Source organism: Rhodophyticola porphyridii (assembly GCF_003688285.1).
GTDB lineage: Bacteria > Pseudomonadota > Alphaproteobacteria > Rhodobacterales > Rhodobacteraceae > Rhodophyticola > Rhodophyticola porphyridii.
Genome location: NZ_RCNT01000003.1, coordinates 255,633 through 273,884, shown reverse-complemented (window position 1 = coordinate 273,884; position 18,252 = coordinate 255,633). Strand labels below are relative to the sequence as shown.

General features: G+C 62.6%; 18 protein-coding genes. 13 read left to right on the top strand and 5 right to left on the bottom strand.

The window, feature by feature from the left end; genetic code table 11:
• Positions 1-7 precede the first annotated feature (7 nt).
• Positions 8-472, top strand: coding sequence for a hypothetical protein (locus D9R08_RS08180; protein WP_121897534.1), 465 nt, complete (start codon positions 8-10; stop codon positions 470-472).
• The gene (locus tag D9R08_RS08175) at positions 462-1,175 is read left to right on the top strand and encodes an NYN domain-containing protein (protein ID WP_121897533.1); all 714 of its coding nucleotides are present in this window, start codon (positions 462-464) and stop codon (positions 1,173-1,175) included. The genes D9R08_RS08180 and D9R08_RS08175 overlap by 11 nt, the downstream gene beginning before the upstream one ends.
• Here D9R08_RS08175 and D9R08_RS08170 read toward each other — a convergent pair whose 3' ends face one another.
• Positions 1,176-1,793, bottom strand: coding sequence for a TetR/AcrR family transcriptional regulator (locus D9R08_RS08170; RefSeq protein ID WP_121897532.1), 618 nt, complete (start codon positions 1,791-1,793; stop codon positions 1,176-1,178).
• A gap of 382 nt (positions 1,794-2,175) precedes the next feature.
• Between D9R08_RS08170 and D9R08_RS08165 the strand changes: the two genes are divergently transcribed.
• The 5 genes from D9R08_RS08165 (at position 2,176) to D9R08_RS08145 (ending at position 6,475) form a co-directional block, all read left to right on the top strand.
• Positions 2,176-3,123, top strand: coding sequence for an AEC family transporter (locus D9R08_RS08165; RefSeq protein ID WP_121897531.1), 948 nt, complete (start codon positions 2,176-2,178; stop codon positions 3,121-3,123).
• A gap of 70 nt (positions 3,124-3,193) precedes the next feature.
• Complete coding sequence (gene fghA, locus D9R08_RS08160; protein ID WP_121897530.1) at positions 3,194-4,033, top strand: S-formylglutathione hydrolase; 840 nt, start codon at positions 3,194-3,196, stop codon at positions 4,031-4,033.
• Positions 4,030-4,653, top strand: coding sequence for an HAD family hydrolase (locus tag D9R08_RS08155; protein ID WP_121897529.1), 624 nt, complete (start codon positions 4,030-4,032; stop codon positions 4,651-4,653). The genes fghA and D9R08_RS08155 overlap by 4 nt, the downstream gene beginning before the upstream one ends.
• Positions 4,650-5,567, top strand: coding sequence for an ornithine cyclodeaminase family protein (locus D9R08_RS08150; RefSeq protein ID WP_121897528.1), 918 nt, complete (start codon positions 4,650-4,652; stop codon positions 5,565-5,567). Before D9R08_RS08155 ends, D9R08_RS08150 begins: the two co-directional genes overlap by 4 nt.
• A complete protein-coding gene (locus tag D9R08_RS08145) occupies positions 5,564-6,475 on the top strand; it encodes an alpha/beta fold hydrolase (protein ID WP_121897527.1) in 912 nt (303 codons plus the stop codon). The genes D9R08_RS08150 and D9R08_RS08145 overlap by 4 nt, the downstream gene beginning before the upstream one ends.
• On the opposite strand, the gene D9R08_RS08140 is transcribed toward D9R08_RS08145, so the two are convergent.
• Positions 6,472-7,725 (bottom strand): MFS transporter, encoded by a 1,254-nt coding sequence (locus D9R08_RS08140; RefSeq protein ID WP_121897526.1) that lies wholly within the window; start codon positions 7,723-7,725, stop codon positions 6,472-6,474. The two genes, D9R08_RS08145 and D9R08_RS08140, sit on opposite strands and share 4 nt — an antisense overlap.
• A 156-nt stretch (positions 7,726-7,881) precedes the next feature.
• Between D9R08_RS08140 and zapE the strand changes: the two genes are divergently transcribed.
• Positions 7,882-8,955, top strand: a complete 1,074-nt coding sequence (gene zapE / locus D9R08_RS08135; RefSeq protein ID WP_121897525.1) for a cell division protein ZapE — start codon at positions 7,882-7,884, stop codon at positions 8,953-8,955.
• Between the two features lie 43 nt (positions 8,956-8,998).
• Here the strand turns inward: zapE and D9R08_RS08130 are convergent, their stop codons facing one another.
• The 3 genes from D9R08_RS08130 to D9R08_RS08120 all read right to left on the bottom strand — a co-directional run bounded on the left by D9R08_RS08130 (position 8,999) and on the right by D9R08_RS08120 (position 12,231).
• Positions 8,999-10,237, bottom strand: coding sequence for a bifunctional folylpolyglutamate synthase/dihydrofolate synthase (locus D9R08_RS08130; RefSeq protein ID WP_121897524.1), 1,239 nt, complete (start codon positions 10,235-10,237; stop codon positions 8,999-9,001).
• 32 nt (positions 10,238-10,269) lie between these two features.
• Positions 10,270-11,217: an acetyl-CoA carboxylase, carboxyltransferase subunit beta gene (accD, locus tag D9R08_RS08125; RefSeq protein ID WP_121897523.1), complete on the bottom strand. Its 948-nt coding sequence runs from the start codon at positions 11,215-11,217 to the stop codon at positions 10,270-10,272.
• Positions 11,218-11,340: 123 nt separating this feature from the next.
• Positions 11,341-12,231: a CPBP family intramembrane glutamic endopeptidase gene (locus D9R08_RS08120; protein ID WP_233557350.1), complete on the bottom strand. Its 891-nt coding sequence runs from the start codon at positions 12,229-12,231 to the stop codon at positions 11,341-11,343.
• Positions 12,232-12,384: 153 nt separating this feature from the next.
• Here D9R08_RS08120 and ilvD point away from each other — a divergent pair, with 153 nt between their 5' ends.
• From ilvD to D9R08_RS08095, 5 genes are all read left to right on the top strand, one after another.
• The gene (gene ilvD / locus D9R08_RS08115; protein WP_121897692.1) at positions 12,385-14,118 is read left to right on the top strand and encodes a dihydroxy-acid dehydratase; all 1,734 of its coding nucleotides are present in this window, start codon (positions 12,385-12,387) and stop codon (positions 14,116-14,118) included.
• Complete coding sequence (locus D9R08_RS08110; protein ID WP_147450639.1) at positions 14,099-14,848, top strand: hypothetical protein; 750 nt, start codon at positions 14,099-14,101, stop codon at positions 14,846-14,848. The genes ilvD and D9R08_RS08110 overlap by 20 nt, the downstream gene beginning before the upstream one ends.
• 53 nt (positions 14,849-14,901) lie before the next feature.
• Positions 14,902-15,675 (top strand): DUF6478 family protein, encoded by a 774-nt coding sequence (locus tag D9R08_RS08105; RefSeq protein ID WP_121897520.1) that lies wholly within the window; start codon positions 14,902-14,904, stop codon positions 15,673-15,675.
• 13 nt (positions 15,676-15,688) lie between these two features.
• Complete coding sequence (locus D9R08_RS08100) at positions 15,689-16,057, top strand: hypothetical protein (RefSeq protein ID WP_233557348.1); 369 nt, start codon at positions 15,689-15,691, stop codon at positions 16,055-16,057.
• A gap of 124 nt (positions 16,058-16,181) precedes the next feature.
• The gene (locus D9R08_RS08095) at positions 16,182-18,215 is read left to right on the top strand and encodes an NADPH-dependent 2,4-dienoyl-CoA reductase (RefSeq protein ID WP_121897519.1); all 2,034 of its coding nucleotides are present in this window, start codon (positions 16,182-16,184) and stop codon (positions 18,213-18,215) included.
• The last annotated feature ends 37 nt before the right edge of the window (positions 18,216-18,252 follow it).

Here is an 18,252-nt window from a genome sequence, read left to right as displayed (position 1 = left end):
TCCGCCAATGTCGCATCGCCCGATCATTCTTGCGTCCGCTTTGAGCGTGCTTGCCGGTTTCGCCCATGCGCAGAGCGCGGTATCGGACAGGGCGCTTGACCTGCTGATGACGCCTGCGCCGGAGCCGATGATCATCTATGCGCTGATCGGCCGGCTCACGGCGATCATGCCCGGGGATGTTGCCGATATCGAGATTTCCGACAGCGGAGAGATCACCGATGTCTTCCTCCGTCTTGAGCCCGAGGCCGCAGCCGAATATGCCATTTGGACCGAAGTCGGGACCGGCTTTGAAATGACTGTCTCGATTTGCGGGATGGGCGTTCTGGAAAGCATCATCGACGCGCCGGTCTCCAGCGGCACGATCTACATTCCCGATCTCAACGCCATCCAGGCCGAAGCCCTTCGCGCGCTTTGGGCTGGTCGGCAAACCTGCTCAACCCTGCCACCAGAGGTATTCCCGCTTGCCCAATGACACGCCCCTTCTTGCCGTACTGATCGACGCCGACAATACATCCTACAAGCACGCCAAGGCGATTTTCGATGAGATCGCCGGTTTCGGAGAGGCCAGCGTTCGGCGTATCTATGGCGATTTCAGTTCGTCCCATATGAAAGGCTGGTCCGGTGTTCAGGCCGAGTTCGGAATCGTGCCGCATCACCAGCCGGCAAATACGGTCGGCAAGAACGCCAGCGACATTGCGCTGGTGATCGACGCGATGGATCTGATGCATTCGGGCCGTTTCGACGGATTCGTGCTGGTAAGTTCCGACAGTGATTTCACCCGTCTGGCCAGCCGCGTTCGCGAACAGGGCCTTGATGTCTATGGCATCGGCCAGCGGAAAACGCCGGACGCGTTCCGGAAGGCCTGCAAGCGGTTCATTTTCGTCGAGAACCTTCTGGGAGAGCCGGACCGGGCCGCGACGCAGAGCGCCGACCGCCCGAAGGACAAATCGGTAACCGATGCGCGCGATCTGATCCTGCGCGCGATGGAAAGTATCGATCAGGAGGACGACTGGTATTCGCTTGGCCAGATCGGCCAGTTCATCACCGCGGCCAACCCCGATTTCGACACGCGGACCTATGGCAAGAGAAAGCTCAGCGATCTGGTCGAAAGCCTGAAAATGCTGGAGGTCAAGCGCGGTAACGGCAACCAGATGCTGGTGCGGAGGCTGGACTGATCAACGCCGGGCGTAGCGCGCCATGAAGGTCTTCACGGCCTCGCCGGCGACCTTGTCGATCTGCTCGGGCGTCGGCACTGGAGCGACGCCCATCAGGCGTTGCAGCATCAGATCGGTTCGGCAAAGCTGCATGAAGGTATCCGCGGCCTGGGCGGCATCTTCGATATCCAGCACTTCGCGCGCCTTGGGGCTTTCCATGAAGGCCGCCATCTGCGCCATCGCTGTACAGGGGCCGGTTTCGTAGAACGCCCGACCCAGTTCGGGAAATCTCTGTGCTTCGCCCACGCAGACACGGAAGATCGACAAACCGGCATCCGACAGAAAGAACTCCAGCATCGAGGACGCGATATGATGAAGCGCGTCCGGAACCGACCGTTGCTGGATCTCGATATCCATCGAGGCCTTCTTCTGGAAGTCGCATTCCATCTGCAGGACAGCCAGGAAAAGCTGTTGCTTGTCAGGGAAGTAGCTGTAGAGAGTTGCCTTGGATACTCCGGCATCGCGTGCGATCACATCGACGCTGGCTCCTTCAAAACCTTCACGCATGAAGACTTCGCGCGCACCGCTGATGACCTGATCGTATTTGCGACCCTTCTTGATCTGGGGTTCTGCGTTCATGTTTGCTCCGTCCACCGGGGGGAAGTGTAGACTGTTCTGTTTAGTTCAATCAAGGGGGCCATCGCCGGGATCACCTTAAAACGAAGGGCGGAGGCGCCGAACCGGCACCCCCGCCCTTGACCGACAGGGAGAATGGTCAGTCAAAGTCTCCCGGCTTTTTCGGGCCGGGCGGGGTTTTCGACATATGGGACATTCGTCCAAAACCCTCTCTGAACGGCGGAACAGAGCCTGTCGACTGTCTGGGGGATGATGGCCCGCTTCACCGATGCCTCTAAAACTAAACAGTTCAGTCTGTAGTTTCAAGAGATCACGTCGACCTTCGAAAGCGCCGTTGCGGCAGGCCATGCTGGACAGGTCAACGGCAATCGACTAGCCCGCTGATATGGTCGAGATTTTTCTGAAGACCCTGCCATTCTTCGCGTTGATCGGATTGGGGTTCCAGGCCGGGCGCAGCGGGTTTTTCACCCCCGAGGCGACAGCCTATCTCACCAAATTCGTTTTCTACTTCGCCCTGTCGGCGATGCTGTTCCGCTTTGCGGCGAACCTGTCTCTGGCCGAGATCTTCAACTGGTGGTTCGTCGCGGCCTATCTCTGGGGCTGTTTCACCGTCTACCTCATTGCCACGGCGGTTGCCCTGTTCCGCCGTCGCGGCATCGAAGAAGCCGCCGTCGAGGCGCAATGCGCGGTCATCGGCAACACGGGATTTCTGGGTGTGCCTATGCTGGTGGTGTTGCTGGGCCCGGCGGCGGCGGGCCCGGTTCTGATGGTCCTCGCGCTGGATCTTGTGGTTTTCTCCAGCCTGATCGTCATCCTCATCACCGGTAGCCGCGATGGCCGGATGTCACTCGGAGTCTTGAAAACTGTCGGCCTTGGCCTTGTGAAAAATCCCATGATCGTGTCGATCACGCTTGGTCTGCTGTGGTCGTCGACCGGCTGGGCGGTGCCCGGTCCCGTCAACGAGTTTCTGGCGATACTGGGCGCGGCAGCCACACCCGGGGCGCTCTTTGCCATCGGCGCATCGCTGGCCGGCAAGTCCGCCGAACGGATGACCGTCGCGGGCTGGCTGACCTTCTGCAAGCTTGTCCTGCATCCGGCGGCCGTGGCCTTGGCGGCGCTGGTTCTGTTCCCGGTGCCGGTCTTTGACGCCGCGGTGATGATTGCCGCGGCATCGCTGCCAGTGGCAGGCAATGTCTACATTCTGGCACAGCATTACGGGGTCGCGCCGCATCGCGTCTCGGCGTCGATCCTGATATCCACGGCGATCAGCATCGTCACGGTTTCGGTCGTGATCGCCTGGGTCGCAGGACTGGCCGGTATCGCGCCCGGATGAGCGCCGGGCTGGACGCGTTGGCCGGGCCGCGTTACGCCTGGGCCCGGGCCATAGCAGGGGGAGCATCGTAATGGATACCGTCTCGGAAAACCGGTGTTTCGGGGGAACGCAGGGCGTTTACACCCATGCATCGAAAGCGACGGGCACCGAAATGACCTTCGGCCTGTTCCAGCCGGTCGAAGCCAAGGATGGCCCGGTGCCCGTGCTCTGGTACCTGTCCGGTCTGACCTGCACCCATGAAAACGCCATGATGAAGGCGGGCGCGCAGGCCTGGGCGGCAGATCATGGCATAGCCCTCGTTTTTCCCGACACCTCTCCCCGCGGCACGGGTGTGGCGGATGATGACGCGTTTGATCTTGGTCAGGGTGCCGGGTTTTATGTGAATGCGACGCAAGACCCCTGGGCCGAGCATTTCCAGATGTGGGATTACATCACCGACGAACTGCCCCGCGCGCTCTTCAAACGCTTCGCACTGGACGAGGCGCGGCAGGGCATCACCGGCCATTCCATGGGCGGGCATGGGGCGTTGACCATCGCGATGAGCTTTCCGGACCGTTTTGCCTCCGTCTCGGCATTCGCGCCGATCTGCAACCCGATGGAAAGCGATTGGGGCCAAAAACAGTTTGCTGCGTATCTGGGCGAAAACACCGCGCTCTGGGAGCCGCATGACGCGACATTCCTGATGCGGGAGCAGGGCTTTCCGGGGCCGGTCCTGATTGACACCGGCACGGCGGATCAGTTCGGCGATCTTCTGAAGACCGAGGCGCTCGCCGCGGCCATCGCCACCCGTCGCCAGCCCGCGACGCTGCGCATGCAGCCGGGCTATGACCATAGTTATTTCTTCGTTTCCAGTTTTATGGAGGATCATGTCGCGTTCCATGCCGATGCCATGTACGGGGTTGCCGCATGACCATCGATGCGGTGATCTTCGACATCGGCAACGTGCTGATCGAATGGCAACCCGAACGCTTCTATGACCGCGAGATCGGAGAGGCGCGCCGCCGTGCCCTGTTCGACGCGGTGGACCTGCACGCGATGAACGAGCGCGTCGATCTCGGCCACGGGTTTCAGGAGGTCATCTACGAGACCGCGGCCCGGTACCCGGACTTCGCGGCTGAGATCCGCATGTGGCATGACCGCTGGATCGAGCTAGCGCAACCAGTGATCCCCCATTCGGTCAAACTGCTCAGGGCGCTCCGCGCGAGGGGCGTGCCGGTGTTCGCACTGACGAATTTTGGTGTTGAAAGCTACGCCTACGCGCAAACCCAGTTCGATTTCCTCAACGAGTTCGATCAGGAATATGTGTCGGGCCGGATGCGGGTGACCAAGCCCGATCCGCGGATCTATGAGCTGGTGGAGGAGCAATCCGGTGTCACACCCCAAAACCTGCTTTTCGCCGATGACCGGGCCGCCAATGTCTCGGCCGCCAGCGCCCGCGGCTGGAACGTGCACCTGTTCGAGGGGCCGGCGGGTTGGGCCGACGCGCTTGTGACCCATGATCTTCTGAGCCCGGAAGAGGCCGCAGCATGAGCCCGGAATTCATCGGTGGTGCGGCCGAAAAGGTCCTCACATGGCGTGGCCTCGGCGATGCGATCGAGGCTGGACACCGCCTGCCGAAGGCCGAGATCACCGATAGTTTCCTGTATCGCGGCGACGACACGATGCTGTCCCGCGCGGCATGGATCGACGGGCTGGGTCTGCTTGTGAAAACGGCCACGATTTTCCCGGGCAACCCGGCGCAGGACCGGGCCACCGTCGGGGGGAGCGTATCGCTTTTCAACGACAGCCATGGCGGGCTGGATGCGATCCTCGATTTCCATCTCGTGACCAAGTGGAAGACAGCGGGTGACAGCGCCTTTGCGGCCAGCAAACTTGCCCGGCCGGACAGCCGCACGATCCTGATCGTGGGCGCGGGAACAGTGGGGCGGAGCCTCTGGTCGGCGTATCGGGCCTATTTCCCGGATGCGCAGTTCGCCGTCTGGAACCGCAACCCTGACGGGGCCGCGCGATTTGCCGAAGACTGTCCGGGAACCACACCCATGGAGGATCTGTCCGAAGCGGTGGGACAGGCCGATATCGTGACCTCCGCCACCATGGCGTCCGATCCGGTGATCATGGGCAACTGGCTTCGGCCCGGCCAGCATATCGACCTGATCGGTGCCTACCGCCCGGATATGCGCGAAGCCGATGACACGACGCTGAAACGTGCCCGCATCTTTGTCGACAGTCGCGAAACCACCATTGCCCATATTGGTGAACTGAAGGATCCGATCGCCCGTGGTGTGATCGGACCGGACGATGTGATTGCGGACTATTACGATCTTGGCGTGGGCTCATTCACCCGCCGGAGCGATGACGAGATCACGTTGTTCAAGAACGGCGGCGGCGCGCATCTGGACCTGATGACCAGCGCCTATATCCTCAGGCAGGTTGCAAGCGGATGATCTGGCTGCTTGCGCTACTGGTGCTCGGCGTCGCGGGAGGCTGGCTCGTGGCGCGACTGACCCAGACCGATCTGGCCACGGCCCGCACACACATGGATGGCCAACTGGTACAGCTTTCCGATGGAAAGACCCATTTCGCGTGGCATGGCCCCGAAAACGGGCGGGTAATGGTCTGTATCCACGGCCTGTCTACGCCGTCCTATGTCTGGAATGCACTGATCCCGCATCTGACCGCGCAGGGCTATCGGGTCCTGACCTATGATCTGTATGGCCGTGGCCTCTCAGACCGTGTGACCGGCCCGCAAACACGCGAGTTCTTCATGCGGCAGTTGCGCGATCTGCTCGCGTCCCAGAAAATTGACGGGGCCGTGACCCTGTGCGGCTATTCCATGGGCGGAACCATCGCCACGGCACGCGTGGTGGAAGCACCCGATCAGGTCAGCCAGCTGATACTGGTTGCGGCGGCGGGATTACGGGTGGAACTGGGATGGTTTGCCGACCTCACCGCGCGCCTTCCGCTGTTTGGTGACTGGCTGCACGGGGTTGCCGGGCCGGTCCTGATGAACTGGGAGTTGGCGCGCACATCCCGCACCGGCGACCTTGCCACGCAGATGGCAACCCGCATGCAAGAGGATTTGCGGGTCGAGGGCACCATGGCTGCCATCCTTTCCGCCACGCGCAACATCCTGTCCGAGGATATGGCGGAAGATCATCGGCTTGTCGCGCAATCGGGTGTTCCCCTGCTGGCCATCTGGGGCAGCGAAGATCAGGTGATCCCGATCTGGTCGCTTGGGGAGCTGTCGCGCCTGAACCCCACGGCCCAACAGGTGAAGATCGACGGGGCCGATCACCGTCTGGTCTATAGCGATGCGGCCCAGATTGCCGAAGCGGTTGAACAGAGTCTCTAGGCCGCGGCTGCTGCGGGCGCCCGGTTTCGCAGCGGTATCTCTTTCACAGGGAGATGGACCACCGCCGACAATGCGCCCACGGCGACACCGACCCACCAGACGGCGGTGTAATCGCCATAGATATCGTAAAGCCAGCCCCCCAGCCAGACACCCAGAAAACTGCCCAACTGATGGCTGAAGAACACGATGCCATAGAGTGTGCCCATGTAGCGCAGGCCATAGATATACCCCACCAGACCCGAGGTCAGCGGTACGGTTGCGAGCCACAGAGACCCCATGACGACCGAAAAGACGATCACGCTGATCGGTGTGATCGGAAGCAGTATGAATACCCCGGCGGCCACTGTGCGGCCCACGTAGATCCCTGCCAGAAGGTATTTTTTCGGAAAGCGGTTTCCCAGATATCCGGCACAGATCGTGCCTGCGATATTTGCCACGCCGATCAGCGAAATTGCCACGGCTCCAAGCGCGGAGGTGGTTGTGATGCCGATATCGTGGAGCATCGAGCCGGGGGCGATCGGTCCGCATAACTCGGTCACGAAGGCCGGAAAATGCGCGGTCACGAAGCCCAGTTGATAGCCGCAGGAGAAGAACCCGACAAAGATCAGCGTGAAAGACGGATCGCGGAAGGCCTTGCCGAGGATCTCGCCCATGCTTTCCTCCAGCTCCGCCTTCCCTCCCGGTTTGGGAGCGCGCAGCATGGGCAGGGCGAGCAGGGAAGCCAGGATCATGCCGGCGAACACCAGAAAGACACCCTGCCAGGGGATGAAGCCCATCAACCCTTCCGCGAGCGGAGGCCCGACAACCTGACCCGCCGATCCCGCAGCGGTGACGATTCCAAGCGCGACGGAGCGGTTCTTGTCCGACGCCGACCGACCGACGAGGGCGAGGATCACCCCGAAGCCGGTGCCCGCAATGCCGAAGCCCACGAGGATCTCGAGAAGCTGATGTTGCCCGGGCGTGATCGCATAGGCCGAAAACACGAGACCCGTGGCGTAGAGAAGCGCCCCGAGGACAATCGCCCTGCGATCACCGAACCGCTCGGCAATCGCGCCGAAAAGCGGCTGTCCGATGCCCCATGCGAGGTTCTGAATTGCGATCGCAAGCGAGAACTCCGCGCGCAGCCAGCCGAACTCCTCGGCGATGGGGATCTGGAAAACGCCAAAGCTCGCCCGGATCGCGAAGCAGATCATGATGATGATGCAGCCGCCGATCAGAACCGGTGTGAAAAGGGGCGCGCGACTGTCCAAGGTGACCGCTCCGTACAAGGGTGGTGAAAGCATCGCGACTTGCCGGACTCAGGTCAAATCAGTTGTCCTTATGGGTCGGCTCAGAATTTTTGACGGAACGTCCATCGCCTTGTTTTTGCTGGCACTCCCGCGTGGCTTCGGGCTAGGCATAGGATCATGGGGCAGCATCTTACGGCCATCTACGACACACGCGTCAGCGAAGGGCTGCTTCGCCCGGATCCCGAACAGCGGGCCGTGCTGCTGCGGTTGGAGCGCCTGCGCGAACGTCTTGAGGCCCCGCGCAAGGCTTCCCTGTTTTCCCGGTTCCGCAAACCCGCCGAAGACGGGCCTTCGGGCCTTTATCTCTGGGGCGGCGTCGGGCGCGGCAAATCAATGCTGATGGATCTCTTTTTCGCCCATGTGGGTATCGCCGAAAAACGCAGAGTACATTTTCATGCCTTCATGCAGGAGATTCAGAATGCGCTGCACGAGGCCCGAAAGACCGAGGTGGACGATGCCATAAAACCGGTGGCCAGCGCGATTTCGAAGGACCTGCGTCTGCTGTGTTTCGACGAGATGCAGATCACCGATATCGCGGATGCGATGATTGTCGGCCGGTTGTTCGAGAAGCTTTTCGAAGCGGGCGTGATGGTGGTGACGACCTCGAACCGGCACCCGTCCGATCTTTACAAGGACGGTCTCAACCGGAAACTGTTCCTGCCGTTCATCGCCCTACTGGAGGAAAAGCTGGAAGTCGATGAACTGGCCGCGATGACGGATTACCGGCAGGATCGGCTGGCCGGTGAGCAGACCTACTTCACCCCCGCCAACGCTGCCGCACGACGTTCGATCGACGCGCTGTGGCAGGATCTGACCCACGGAAAGCACGAAGATCTGGTTCTTGAGGTCAAGGGACGGGAGGTGCATCTGCCGATGTACTGGGCGGGGATGGCACGGGCGGGATTCTGGGACCTGTGCGGCAAGCCATTGGGTCCGGCGGATTATCTGGCCCTGGTGGGTGCCATCAAACTGCTGGTGCTGGAGAACGTACCGCAGCTTGACAGCTCCAAGTTCAACGAAGCGAAGCGGTTCGTCACGCTTGTCGATGCCCTCTACGAAGGCCACGTCCGGGTGATCATCTCGGCCGATGCTGAGCCGGAGAACCTCTATCTGGAGGGATCCGGAAGTTTCGAGTTCGAACGCACGGCCAGCCGGTTGCGCGAGATGCAGGGCGCGGATTGGGGAGCTTAGGAGCCTCGGTTTCCCCACATCTGCCGGCGGGCTGCGCGGCGCTTTATCCGTTTTCCTGAAGGACGATCCCTGCAAGATAGAGCGACCCGCAGATCAGCACTCGGGCATGAGGGTCCCGTGCGATGATCTCCGCAAGTGCGCCGGTTACATCGGAGGCGGACTGCGCCGGGATACCGACGGATTTTGCGGCGGCAACGGTCTCCGCCGCGGGCAGGGTTGCCGATTGCCCTGTGATGGTGACGCCATGCAGGCTTGCGGCATGGCCTGCCAGCGGCGCCATGAACCCGGCCACATCCTTGGTGTTCATCATCCCGCAGATGAGGTGGGTTGGCCGGTCGGGCAATGTGGTCAGAGCCGCCGCGATGGCGCGGGCAGCGTGCGGGTTGTGACCGCCGTCAAGCCACAATTCCGCATCCGGAGCCATATCGACGAGCGGCCCCTGCCGCAGACGCTGCATCCGCGCGGGCCATTCGGCGGAGGTGACCGAAGCCTCGAACGCCTCTTCACCAAGGCCCAAATGGCGGAGCGCCGCCAGGGCCGCCCCCGCATTCCGCACCTGATGGGCCCCGATCAGATTGGGCAGCGGCAGATCGAGAAGACCCGTTTCGTCCTGATAGACCATGCGCCCGCGTTCTTCCCAGACATGCCAATGCTGCCCATAAGCCAGAAGCGGCGCGCCCAGCTTGGCGGCCTGCGCCTCGATCACGTCGAGCGCTTCGTCATGTTGCGGGCCGACCACGCAAGGAACGCCCCGCTTCAGGATGCCCGCCTTTTCCGCTGCGATCTTGGCGAAGGTGTCGCCCAGAAAATGCTGGTGGTCCAGATCGACCGGCGTGATCACGGTCAGGCTGGGCCGGACGACCACATTGGTGGCATCGAGCCGCCCGCCCAGGCCAACCTCAAGCAGGGTGTAATCCGCAGGCGTCTGCCGGAATGCCAGAAGCGCGGCCGCGGTCGTGATCTCGAAATAGGTGATCGGCTCGGGGCCATTGGCTTTCAGACATGTATCAAGAAGGCGCGACAGGCTTTGCTCGTCGATCAGCTTGCCGGCCACGCGGATACGTTCGTGAAACCGGGCCAGATGAGGCGAGGTATAGGCGTGGGTGACATGGCCCGCAGCTTCCAGCCCCGCGCGGATCATGGCCAGCGTGGAGCCCTTGCCATTTGTTCCTGCGATATGGATCACGGGCGGCAGGTGCCGTTCGGGATAATCGAGCGCCTCAAGAACACGCCACATCCGGTCGAGCGTCAGATCGATGATCTTGGGGTGAAGCGACATCATCCTGTCGAGGAGGATGTCCGAGTGCAACTCGCTCACGATGTTTTCGGAGCCTCTGCCACGGGTGGTGCCACAGGCGCATCCGGTTCCGATACGATCGGCTCCGGGGCGGGCAAATCGCCGCGCACGGCGGGCGACTGTCCCGTCAACAGGCGGATGATGGTGATCAACTCGTCACGCATCTTTCCGCGATGTGTGACGCGGTCCAGCATGCCGTGGTCCAGCAGATACTCGGATCGCTGAAAGCCTTCGGGCAGTGTTTCGCGGATCGTCTGTTCAATCACCCGCGGTCCTGCGAAACAGATAAGCGCATTCGGCTCGGCGATATGGATGTCGCCAAGCATGGCGTAAGAGGCTGTCACACCGCCGGTCGTCGGGTGGGTCAGGACCACGATGTAGGGCAGGCCCGCTTCGCGCAGCATCTGCACCGCGACGGTGGTGCGCGGCATCTGCATCAGGCTCAGGATGCCTTCCTGCATGCGCGCGCCGCCTGCGGCGGAGAACAGCACGAAGGGCAGTTTGCGTTTCACGGCCCGTTCTGCGGCGGCCACGATGGCGTTGCCCACATACATGCCCATGGACCCGCCCATGAAGGAAAAATCCTGCGCGGCGGCGACGATCCTGCTGCGCCCGACCTCCCCTTCGGCGATCAGCATCGCCTCGGCCTCGCCGGTGCTGCGCTGGGCGGCTTTCATCCGGTCGGGATAGCGTTTCTGGTCGCGGAAATGCAGCGGGTCGGACAGCGGTTTGGGAACTTCGATCTCGGAAAAGATGCCGTTGTCGAAAAGGGCAGTGAAGCGATCGCGCGGTCTGATCGCCATGTGGTGGTCGCAATTCGTGCAGACATTGAGGTTTTCGGCCAACTCCCGGTGGAACAGCATCGTTCCGCATTCATCGCATTTGGTCCACAGATTCTCGGGCATCTCGCGACGTGAGAAGATCGAGTTGATCCGGGGACGGACGTAGTTGGTGATCCAGTTCATGGTCGGTCCGGTACTTGCCGTTGTTGCGCTGAGATATGCCGGGCAGGCGGGAATTGCAATTGGTGCTCAACCGGCCTGCCATATGCGCCACGCAGGATTGCACGGCCGGCTGGCGGCACCTTGTCAGATGCGGATCGCGGGCGGGCTGCCGCGGGTCAGGGCAACCCGGATGGCCGCCCAGACCAAGCCAGTCACCACCATGTCGATCAGAATGAGCGGGCGCAGGACGTCGGCGGCTTCGGGTCCGAAATCGGTCGTATAGAGCGCGAGGCCGGAGAGCGGACCATCAAGGGAAAGCAGAAGGATTGCAAAGACATTGTTGGCGAAATGAAACCCCCATGCGGCCCCGATGCTGCCGGTCTTTGCGGTGAGGTCGGCCGCAAGGATGCCGAACAGCCCGGTCGCCGCCACGATCAGCCATGCATTGCCGCCCATGGTGGCGGGGTCGAAATGGGCCATGGCGAAAAGCGCCGATGGCAGAACCATCCAGATCAGGGGCGAGGCGAAGCGGGCGGCAAGCTGCTGCTGCAGATATCCGCGAAACAGGATTTCCTCGGCCCCGGTCTGGACCAGTACCCCAACCAGCGCGAGCGGCAGGAACGACAGCCAGAGAGACGGCGTGATGTTCGGCTGTATGGCGATGTCGCGCGGAACAAGGGCAGAGAGGCCGAACAGCGCCGCAGAGATGACCAATGCAACAAGGAAATGGTGGATGGACCGTTGCCGGGGCCCGAAGAGTGTTGCGACCGGGCGACGGTGCACTACGCGGGCGGCGGCGAAGGGTCCGAGCGCCATGCCGAGGAATGTGGCCAGCAACAGCAGCGTCCCGGTGGGGCCGGTCGCCTGCCCCATCCGGACGATCCATGTTTGCGCACCGTCCAGACCGCTGGTCAGCGCGAGCGCGGCGAGGATCAGCAGAAAGCAAAGAACATAGACAACCGTTGCCAGAACGATGCCAAGAAGCAGCCGCCACAATTGCGGATAAGCGCGCGCTGGCGCAGCAAATGCGTCCATTGCCGGATACTGCATCTAGAGAATCTGCCTGCCTTTTCGTTTTCCTGAAGCATACCCCGCCCGGGGGGGCTGCGGCAATCGCGCTTGTATGGCATTGTTTGCACGGCTATTTCAGTCGGGACCAGAACGGATATGGCAGAGGGAGGCCCGACCATGCAGAGCAAAAAGACCGACAAATCGCGACTGCCAAGCCGACATGTGACTGAAGGCGCCTCCCGTGCGCCGCATCGCTCCTATTTCTACGCGATGGACTTGACGGAGGAGGACATCAACCAGCCCTTCGTCGGCGTGGCAACCTGCTGGAACGAGGCGGCGCCATGCAACATCGCACTGAACTGGCAGGCACAGTCGGTCAAGGAGGGCGTGAAGGCAGCCCACGGAACCCCGCGCGAGTTCACCACCATCACCGTCACCGACGGTATCGCCATGGGACATGAAGGCATGCGATCCTCCCTGGCCTCCCGCGATGCGATTGCCGACACGGTCGAGTTGACCATGCGTGGTCATTGCTACGACGCGATCGTCGGTCTTGCGGGGTGCGACAAGTCCTTGCCGGGGATGATGATGGCCATGGTGCGGCTGAACACGCCTTCGGTCTTCATGTATGGCGGCTCAATCCTGCCGGGCCATTACAAGGGCAAGGACATCACCGTTCAGGACATGTTCGAAGCGGTCGGAAAGTATCAGGCAGGGCAGATGACCGATGCCGAGCTGGGTATCATGGAGCGCGTCGCCTGCCCAAGCGCGGGGGCCTGTGGCGGCCAGTTCACGGCCAACACCATGGCCTGTGTCAGCGAGGCCGTCGGCCTTGCACTGCTCAATTCATCGGGGATGCCCGCGCCCTATGAAAGCCGCGGACAGTATGGCGTCGCCTCGGGTAAGGCGGTGATGAACCTGATCGAAAAGAATATCCGGGCGCGCGATATCGTGACCCGGAAGAGCCTTGAAAACGCGGCCCGCGTGGTGGCGTGTACCGGTGGCTCGACCAATGCGGGCCTGCATCTGCCGGCAATCGCCCATGAGGCCGGCATCGATTTCGATCTGTTCGATGTTTGCGACATCTTTCACGACACGCCCTATTTCGTGGACATGAAACCCGGTGGACAGTTCGTCGCGAAAGACCTTTACGAGGCCGGGGGCGTTCCCGTCGTCATGAAGGAGCTGCGCAAGGCCGGCCTCATCCACGAAGACTGCATGACATCCTCGGGGCGGACGATTGGCGAGGAGCTGGACATGATCCGGGGCGAGGCCGATGGACGCGTGATCCATACGGTCGCCAACCCGATCACCGAAACCGGCGGTGTTGTCGGCCTGAAGGGCAACATCGCACCGGACGGCGCCATCGTGAAGGTCGCAGGCATGAGCGAGGACCAGCAGGTTTTCACCGGCCCCGCCCGGGTTTTCGAATGCGAAGAAGACGCGTTTCAGGCGGTCCAGGATCGCGCCTATGAGGAGGGTGAAGTGATCGTCATCCGCAACGAAGGGCCCGCCGGCGGCCCTGGCATGCGCGAGATGCTGGCCACGACGTCCGCGCTGAGCGGGCAGGGCATGGGCAAGAAGGTGGCGCTGATCACCGACGGAAGGTTCTCCGGCGCGACGCGGGGGTTCTGCGTGGGCCATGTCGGGCCCGAAGCGGCGCATGGCGGCCCGATCGGCATGCTGAAGAACGGCGATGTCATCACGATTGACGCAATCCGGGGTGAGATCAGCGTTGACCTCAGCGACGAGGAACTGGCCGCGCGCAGAGAGGCGTGGAAAGGTCCGCGCGAGACGATCTATTCCTCCGGCGCGCTTTGGAAGTATGCCCAGCTTGTGGGCTCGGCCCGGTATGGGGCGGTAACCCATCCCGGGGCGAAAGAGGAGAAGCATGTCTATATGGACATCTAACTCACTTCTTCTGCTCGCCGCGCTGGCGCTTTCAGGGTGCGGGGGGCTGGGCCCGTGGACCGGTGGGAACACAAGCCCGGCGCCGGCACAGGTCGCGGTGACGACCGATCAGGTGGTGGTGGCCGGCCCTCCGGGCTTCTGCGTGGACCCGACCGCAACCCAAGATCGCGGGATCACGGCTTTCGTGCTGATGGGGAACTGCGCGGCGATCTCGAACTCACGCAGAGCCGGCCAACCGGCGGTCCCCGCGGTTCTGACCGCATCGATCTCGGAGCCTTCCGACAATGGAAGCCTGCGCGAGTCGATCCCGGGACTGGACGAGTTCTTTCGTTCCGACGAAGGGCTGGGCCTTCTGAGCCGGAGCCAAGATGCAGGCACGGTGACGGTGCTGGACAGCTTTCACCAGGGCGACGTCTATTTCCTGCACGCCCGTGACACCAGCGAGGGCCCCGTCGAAGGTGTGAGGGCGGAATACTGGCGGGCCTATTTGGATGTGGGCGCCCGGATTGCGACGCTGAGCGTTCTGGGGCTGAATGCACAACCCGTCAGCGACGAGGCAAGCCTTGCGACCTTGCGGGAATTCGCAGCCGCGGTGAGCGGTGCGAACAGCGGCGATCCCGCTTTTTCGGAAGCGGTTACTGTGCAGACCGCGCCGCCGCCGGAGGCCGTGGTGCCGCGGCCGGCCGGAACGCTCTGGAATGTTGGCCTGTTTCGCAGAATACTCGGTTAACCAGGCTCGGCTAAAACTGAGATGACGCCGGATCCGGGAAAAGGGGCACATGCATGGCGATACGCGGTATCAGCTTTCTGGAACGTCTTAGCCTGACACGGGCCCTGCGCCGCTGGACAGAGATTGCCGACGAAGCCCATACCATGCCGCCGGCTGAACTGCGCGACCTGCGAAAGCGGCTATCCTCCCTGCGTCATCAATTGGACCGGGCCCGGCTTGCGGCGGATGCCGCACTGCTGAATGCTGGATCGGTGCAGGATCGGATCGAGCGGCCCGATCAGTGCGACTGGGCGTTCCGGCCTGCGCCCTGGGTGGTGCCTATTCTGCCCGCGGGGGAGGTTTCGGTTATGTCGCCCAAGGATCTGGGCGGCGGTGTGAAGCTGTTTCACGATGCCCACCTGTCGGAGCTGTCCTATCGGCAGGTCCGCAATCAGCTTGCCGATATCGCGGCCCCGTTCGGTCTGATTCTGGATGTCTACCGGTTTGACGGTTCGTTCCTGTCCGTGGTTCAGGATTTGCCGCAAGAGGCGCTTGATGGTCTGACGCGGGATCATTTCCTGAAGGTCGGTCTGCGGGCCACGCTGGAAAGCCCGCTGGAGGTTTACGCGCGCCTGAATGTCCAGCATGGGCCGAATTGTGAGCAGATCGTCCGGCAGTTTCAGTTCGACGGTGACAGTGCCGTGGCGGAGTTCGATCTGGCTTATTCCAAGATCAACGAGAAACGGCTGGAAAAGATGTGGCTTGATCTGATCTTCGAAGGGCCGCAAATGAACCAGGTGTCGATATGGGACATGACCATACTTCGCGCGCCACGGGCCGATTTGTGAGGGAGCAGCACAGATGGTGACGTTGACACGGACCCGCCTGCATGGCGGGCGGTATGAGGGCGTTCTGACCGCGCCGGACATGCCGCCTGTCATCGAGGCGGTGCATATGGAGCGCGTGATCGGCACCGCAGACATCGGCACCGGCGATGGAAAGAACCGGTTTCACGTAGGTTTCGACCTGCCGGGAGCCGTGCTGAGTGACGGGGTGCAGGTGGTCAGCCTGCGCAGCGCGGCAGATGGCGAGGTGCTGGACCGGATCACGCTGATGGCCGGCACGCCGCTGGACGAAGACCTGCGCGCGGAGATTGCGCTGTTGCGGGCCGAGCTTGACCTTCTGAAGCGGGCCTTTCGCCGCCATTGCACCGAAACCGGCGAAGATTGAGCCCGCGAGGGCCGATCCGGAGGCGCGCCGGATCGGAGCCTTTTGCGGTACGGAGAGATGACGCAGCGTTGGGCGTGACAGCCCCCATCGCTCTCAGTTAGCTGCGCGTCGGGAGGACGTCACCATGGCTCATGCACTTTATCCGCATCTTTTTGCACCGCTGGATCTGGGCTTCTGCACCCTGAAAAACCGCGTGTTGATGGGGTCGATGCATACAGGGCTGGAAGAGACGAAGGACTGGCCCCGGGTGGCCGAGTTCTATGCCGAACGCGCCCGTGGCGGCGTGGCGCTGATCGTCACCGGCGGGATGGCACCGAACCCTGAGGGCGGTGTTTTTCCCGGTGCCGCGGGTCTTTACTCGGGTCAGGATATCGCCAATCACAAGGGGGTCACCGATGCGGTGCACGAGGCCGGCGGCCGGATCGCGATGCAGATCCTGCATGCGGGGCGTTATGCCTATTCGCCCGACTGCGTGGCGCCATCTCCGATAAAGTCCCCGATCTCGCCGTTTCCCCCGAAAGAGCTGGATGAGGCGGGGATCGAAAAGCAGATCTCCGATATCGTCACCGCGGCCTTGCGCGCGCAGGAGGCAGGGTATGACGGCGTGGAGATCATGGGATCGGAAGGATACTTCCTGAACCAGTTCCTCGTGACCCACACGAACAAGCGGGAAGATCGTTGGGGCGGTTCCTATGAGAACCGGATGCGTCTGCCGGTCGAGGTCGTGCGTCGCACCCGGGAGGCCGTGGGCCGGGACTTCATCATCATCTACCGTCTCAGCATGATCGACCTGATCCCGAACGGATCCACCTTCGAGGAGGTCGCGACCCTTGCTCAGTCGATCGAGGCGGCCGGTGCCACGATACTGAATACCGGTATCGGCTGGCATGAGGCGCGGATTCCCACGATCGCGACCAGCGTACCGCGCAAGGGCTTTGCATGGGTGACCAAGAAGCTGATGGGCAAGGTGGGCATTCCGCTGATCACCTCCAACCGCATCAATATGCCGGATGTCGCCGAAGAGGTGCTGGCCGACGGTTGCGCCGACATGGTGTCAATGGCCCGCCCGTTTCTGGCCGATGCGGAGTTCGTCGCGAAGGCGGAGGCGGGCCGGGCAGATGAAATCGCCCCCTGCATCGCCTGCAATCAGGCCTGTCTGGATCACACGTTCAGCGGCAAGCTGACCAGTTGCCTGGTGAACCCGCGCGCCTGCCATGAAACCGTGCTGCGGTACGAGCCCGCCAAGGCCGTGAAACGCATTGCGGTTGTGGGTGCCGGCGCCGCTGGCCTCTCCACCGCGATGGTCGCGGCGGAACGCGGGCATCAGGTTGTGTTGTTCGACAAGGATGACCGGATCGGCGGCCAGTTGAACATGGCCAAGGAGATACCGGGCAAGGAGGAGTTCAAAGGCCTGACACAGTGGTTCGAGACGGCTGTCGCGAAGCGTGGCGTGGACCTGCGCCTGGGTGTGGCGCCCGACATCGACGCGCTTTCCGGCTTCGACGAGGTGGTGGTTGCCACAGGCGTCAAACCCCGCGACCCGGAGATTCCCGGGCAGGACGGCCCGAATGTGTTGTCATACATCGACGTGCTGGCGGGCAAGGCCCCGGTCGGCCCTCGGGTCGCGATCATCGGTGCAGGAGGTATCGGGTTCGATGTGGCGGAGTTTCTGGTCCATGAAGGCGAAAGCCCGACCGAGGATGCGGCGCTTTGGCGGAAGGAATGGGGTGTCAGCGACCCGGAGCTGGACCGGGGCGGGCTGGCGCCCGAGGGGCCGCAGCCGGAGCCTGCCGCCCGCGATGTCACGCTGCTTCAGCGCAAGGCCGAGAAGGCCGGTAAACGTCTGGGCAAGACCACGGGCTGGATTCATCGCGCCGCGCTGAAGATGAAGAACGTCAAGATGGTGACCGGCGTGAACTACGAGAAGATCGACGCGGATGGTCTTCATGTGAGCTTCGGCGATGCCCGTGAAAATCCGACCTTGATTGCGGTCGACACGGTGGTCCTGTGCGCCGGTCAGCTTCCCGAACGGAGCCTGGCGGATGACCTCGAGGCTGCCGGTATCCGCGCCCATGTGATCGGCGGTGCGGATGTGGCGGCGGAACTGGATGCCAAGCGCGCGATCGATCAGGGCGCGCGCCTCGCGGCGGAGTTGTAGCGGCGGGCGCGCGCAGACCCGAGCGGGCCTGCGGCGG

Excerpts from the sequence above, each read along its gene's own strand:
- D9R08_RS08180 (WP_121897534.1), top strand. The coding sequence starts at position 8 with ATGTCGCATCGCCCGATCATTCTTGCGTCCGCTTTGAGCGTGCTTGCC.
- D9R08_RS08170 (WP_121897532.1), bottom strand. The coding sequence starts at position 1,793 with ATGAACGCAGAACCCCAGATCAAGAAGGGTCGCAAATACGATCAGGTC.
- D9R08_RS08165 (WP_121897531.1), top strand. The coding sequence starts at position 2,176 with ATGGTCGAGATTTTTCTGAAGACCCTGCCATTCTTCGCGTTGATCGGA.
- fghA (WP_121897530.1), top strand. The coding sequence starts at position 3,194 with ATGGATACCGTCTCGGAAAACCGGTGTTTCGGGGGAACGCAGGGCGTT.
- D9R08_RS08155 (WP_121897529.1), top strand. The coding sequence starts at position 4,030 with ATGACCATCGATGCGGTGATCTTCGACATCGGCAACGTGCTGATCGAA.
- D9R08_RS08150 (WP_121897528.1), top strand. The coding sequence starts at position 4,650 with ATGAGCCCGGAATTCATCGGTGGTGCGGCCGAAAAGGTCCTCACATGG.
- D9R08_RS08145 (WP_121897527.1), top strand. The coding sequence starts at position 5,564 with ATGATCTGGCTGCTTGCGCTACTGGTGCTCGGCGTCGCGGGAGGCTGG.
- zapE (WP_121897525.1), top strand. The coding sequence starts at position 7,882 with ATGGGGCAGCATCTTACGGCCATCTACGACACACGCGTCAGCGAAGGG.
- D9R08_RS08130 (WP_121897524.1), bottom strand. The coding sequence starts at position 10,237 with ATGATGTCGCTTCACCCCAAGATCATCGATCTGACGCTCGACCGGATG.
- accD (WP_121897523.1), bottom strand. The coding sequence starts at position 11,217 with ATGAACTGGATCACCAACTACGTCCGTCCCCGGATCAACTCGATCTTC.
- D9R08_RS08120 (WP_233557350.1), bottom strand. The coding sequence starts at position 12,231 with ATGGACGCATTTGCTGCGCCAGCGCGCGCTTATCCGCAATTGTGGCGG.
- ilvD (WP_121897692.1), top strand. The coding sequence starts at position 12,385 with ATGCAGAGCAAAAAGACCGACAAATCGCGACTGCCAAGCCGACATGTG.
- D9R08_RS08110 (WP_147450639.1), top strand. The coding sequence starts at position 14,099 with ATGTCTATATGGACATCTAACTCACTTCTTCTGCTCGCCGCGCTGGCG.
- D9R08_RS08105 (WP_121897520.1), top strand. The coding sequence starts at position 14,902 with ATGGCGATACGCGGTATCAGCTTTCTGGAACGTCTTAGCCTGACACGG.
- D9R08_RS08100 (WP_233557348.1), top strand. The coding sequence starts at position 15,689 with ATGGTGACGTTGACACGGACCCGCCTGCATGGCGGGCGGTATGAGGGC.
- D9R08_RS08095 (WP_121897519.1), top strand. The coding sequence starts at position 16,182 with ATGGCTCATGCACTTTATCCGCATCTTTTTGCACCGCTGGATCTGGGC.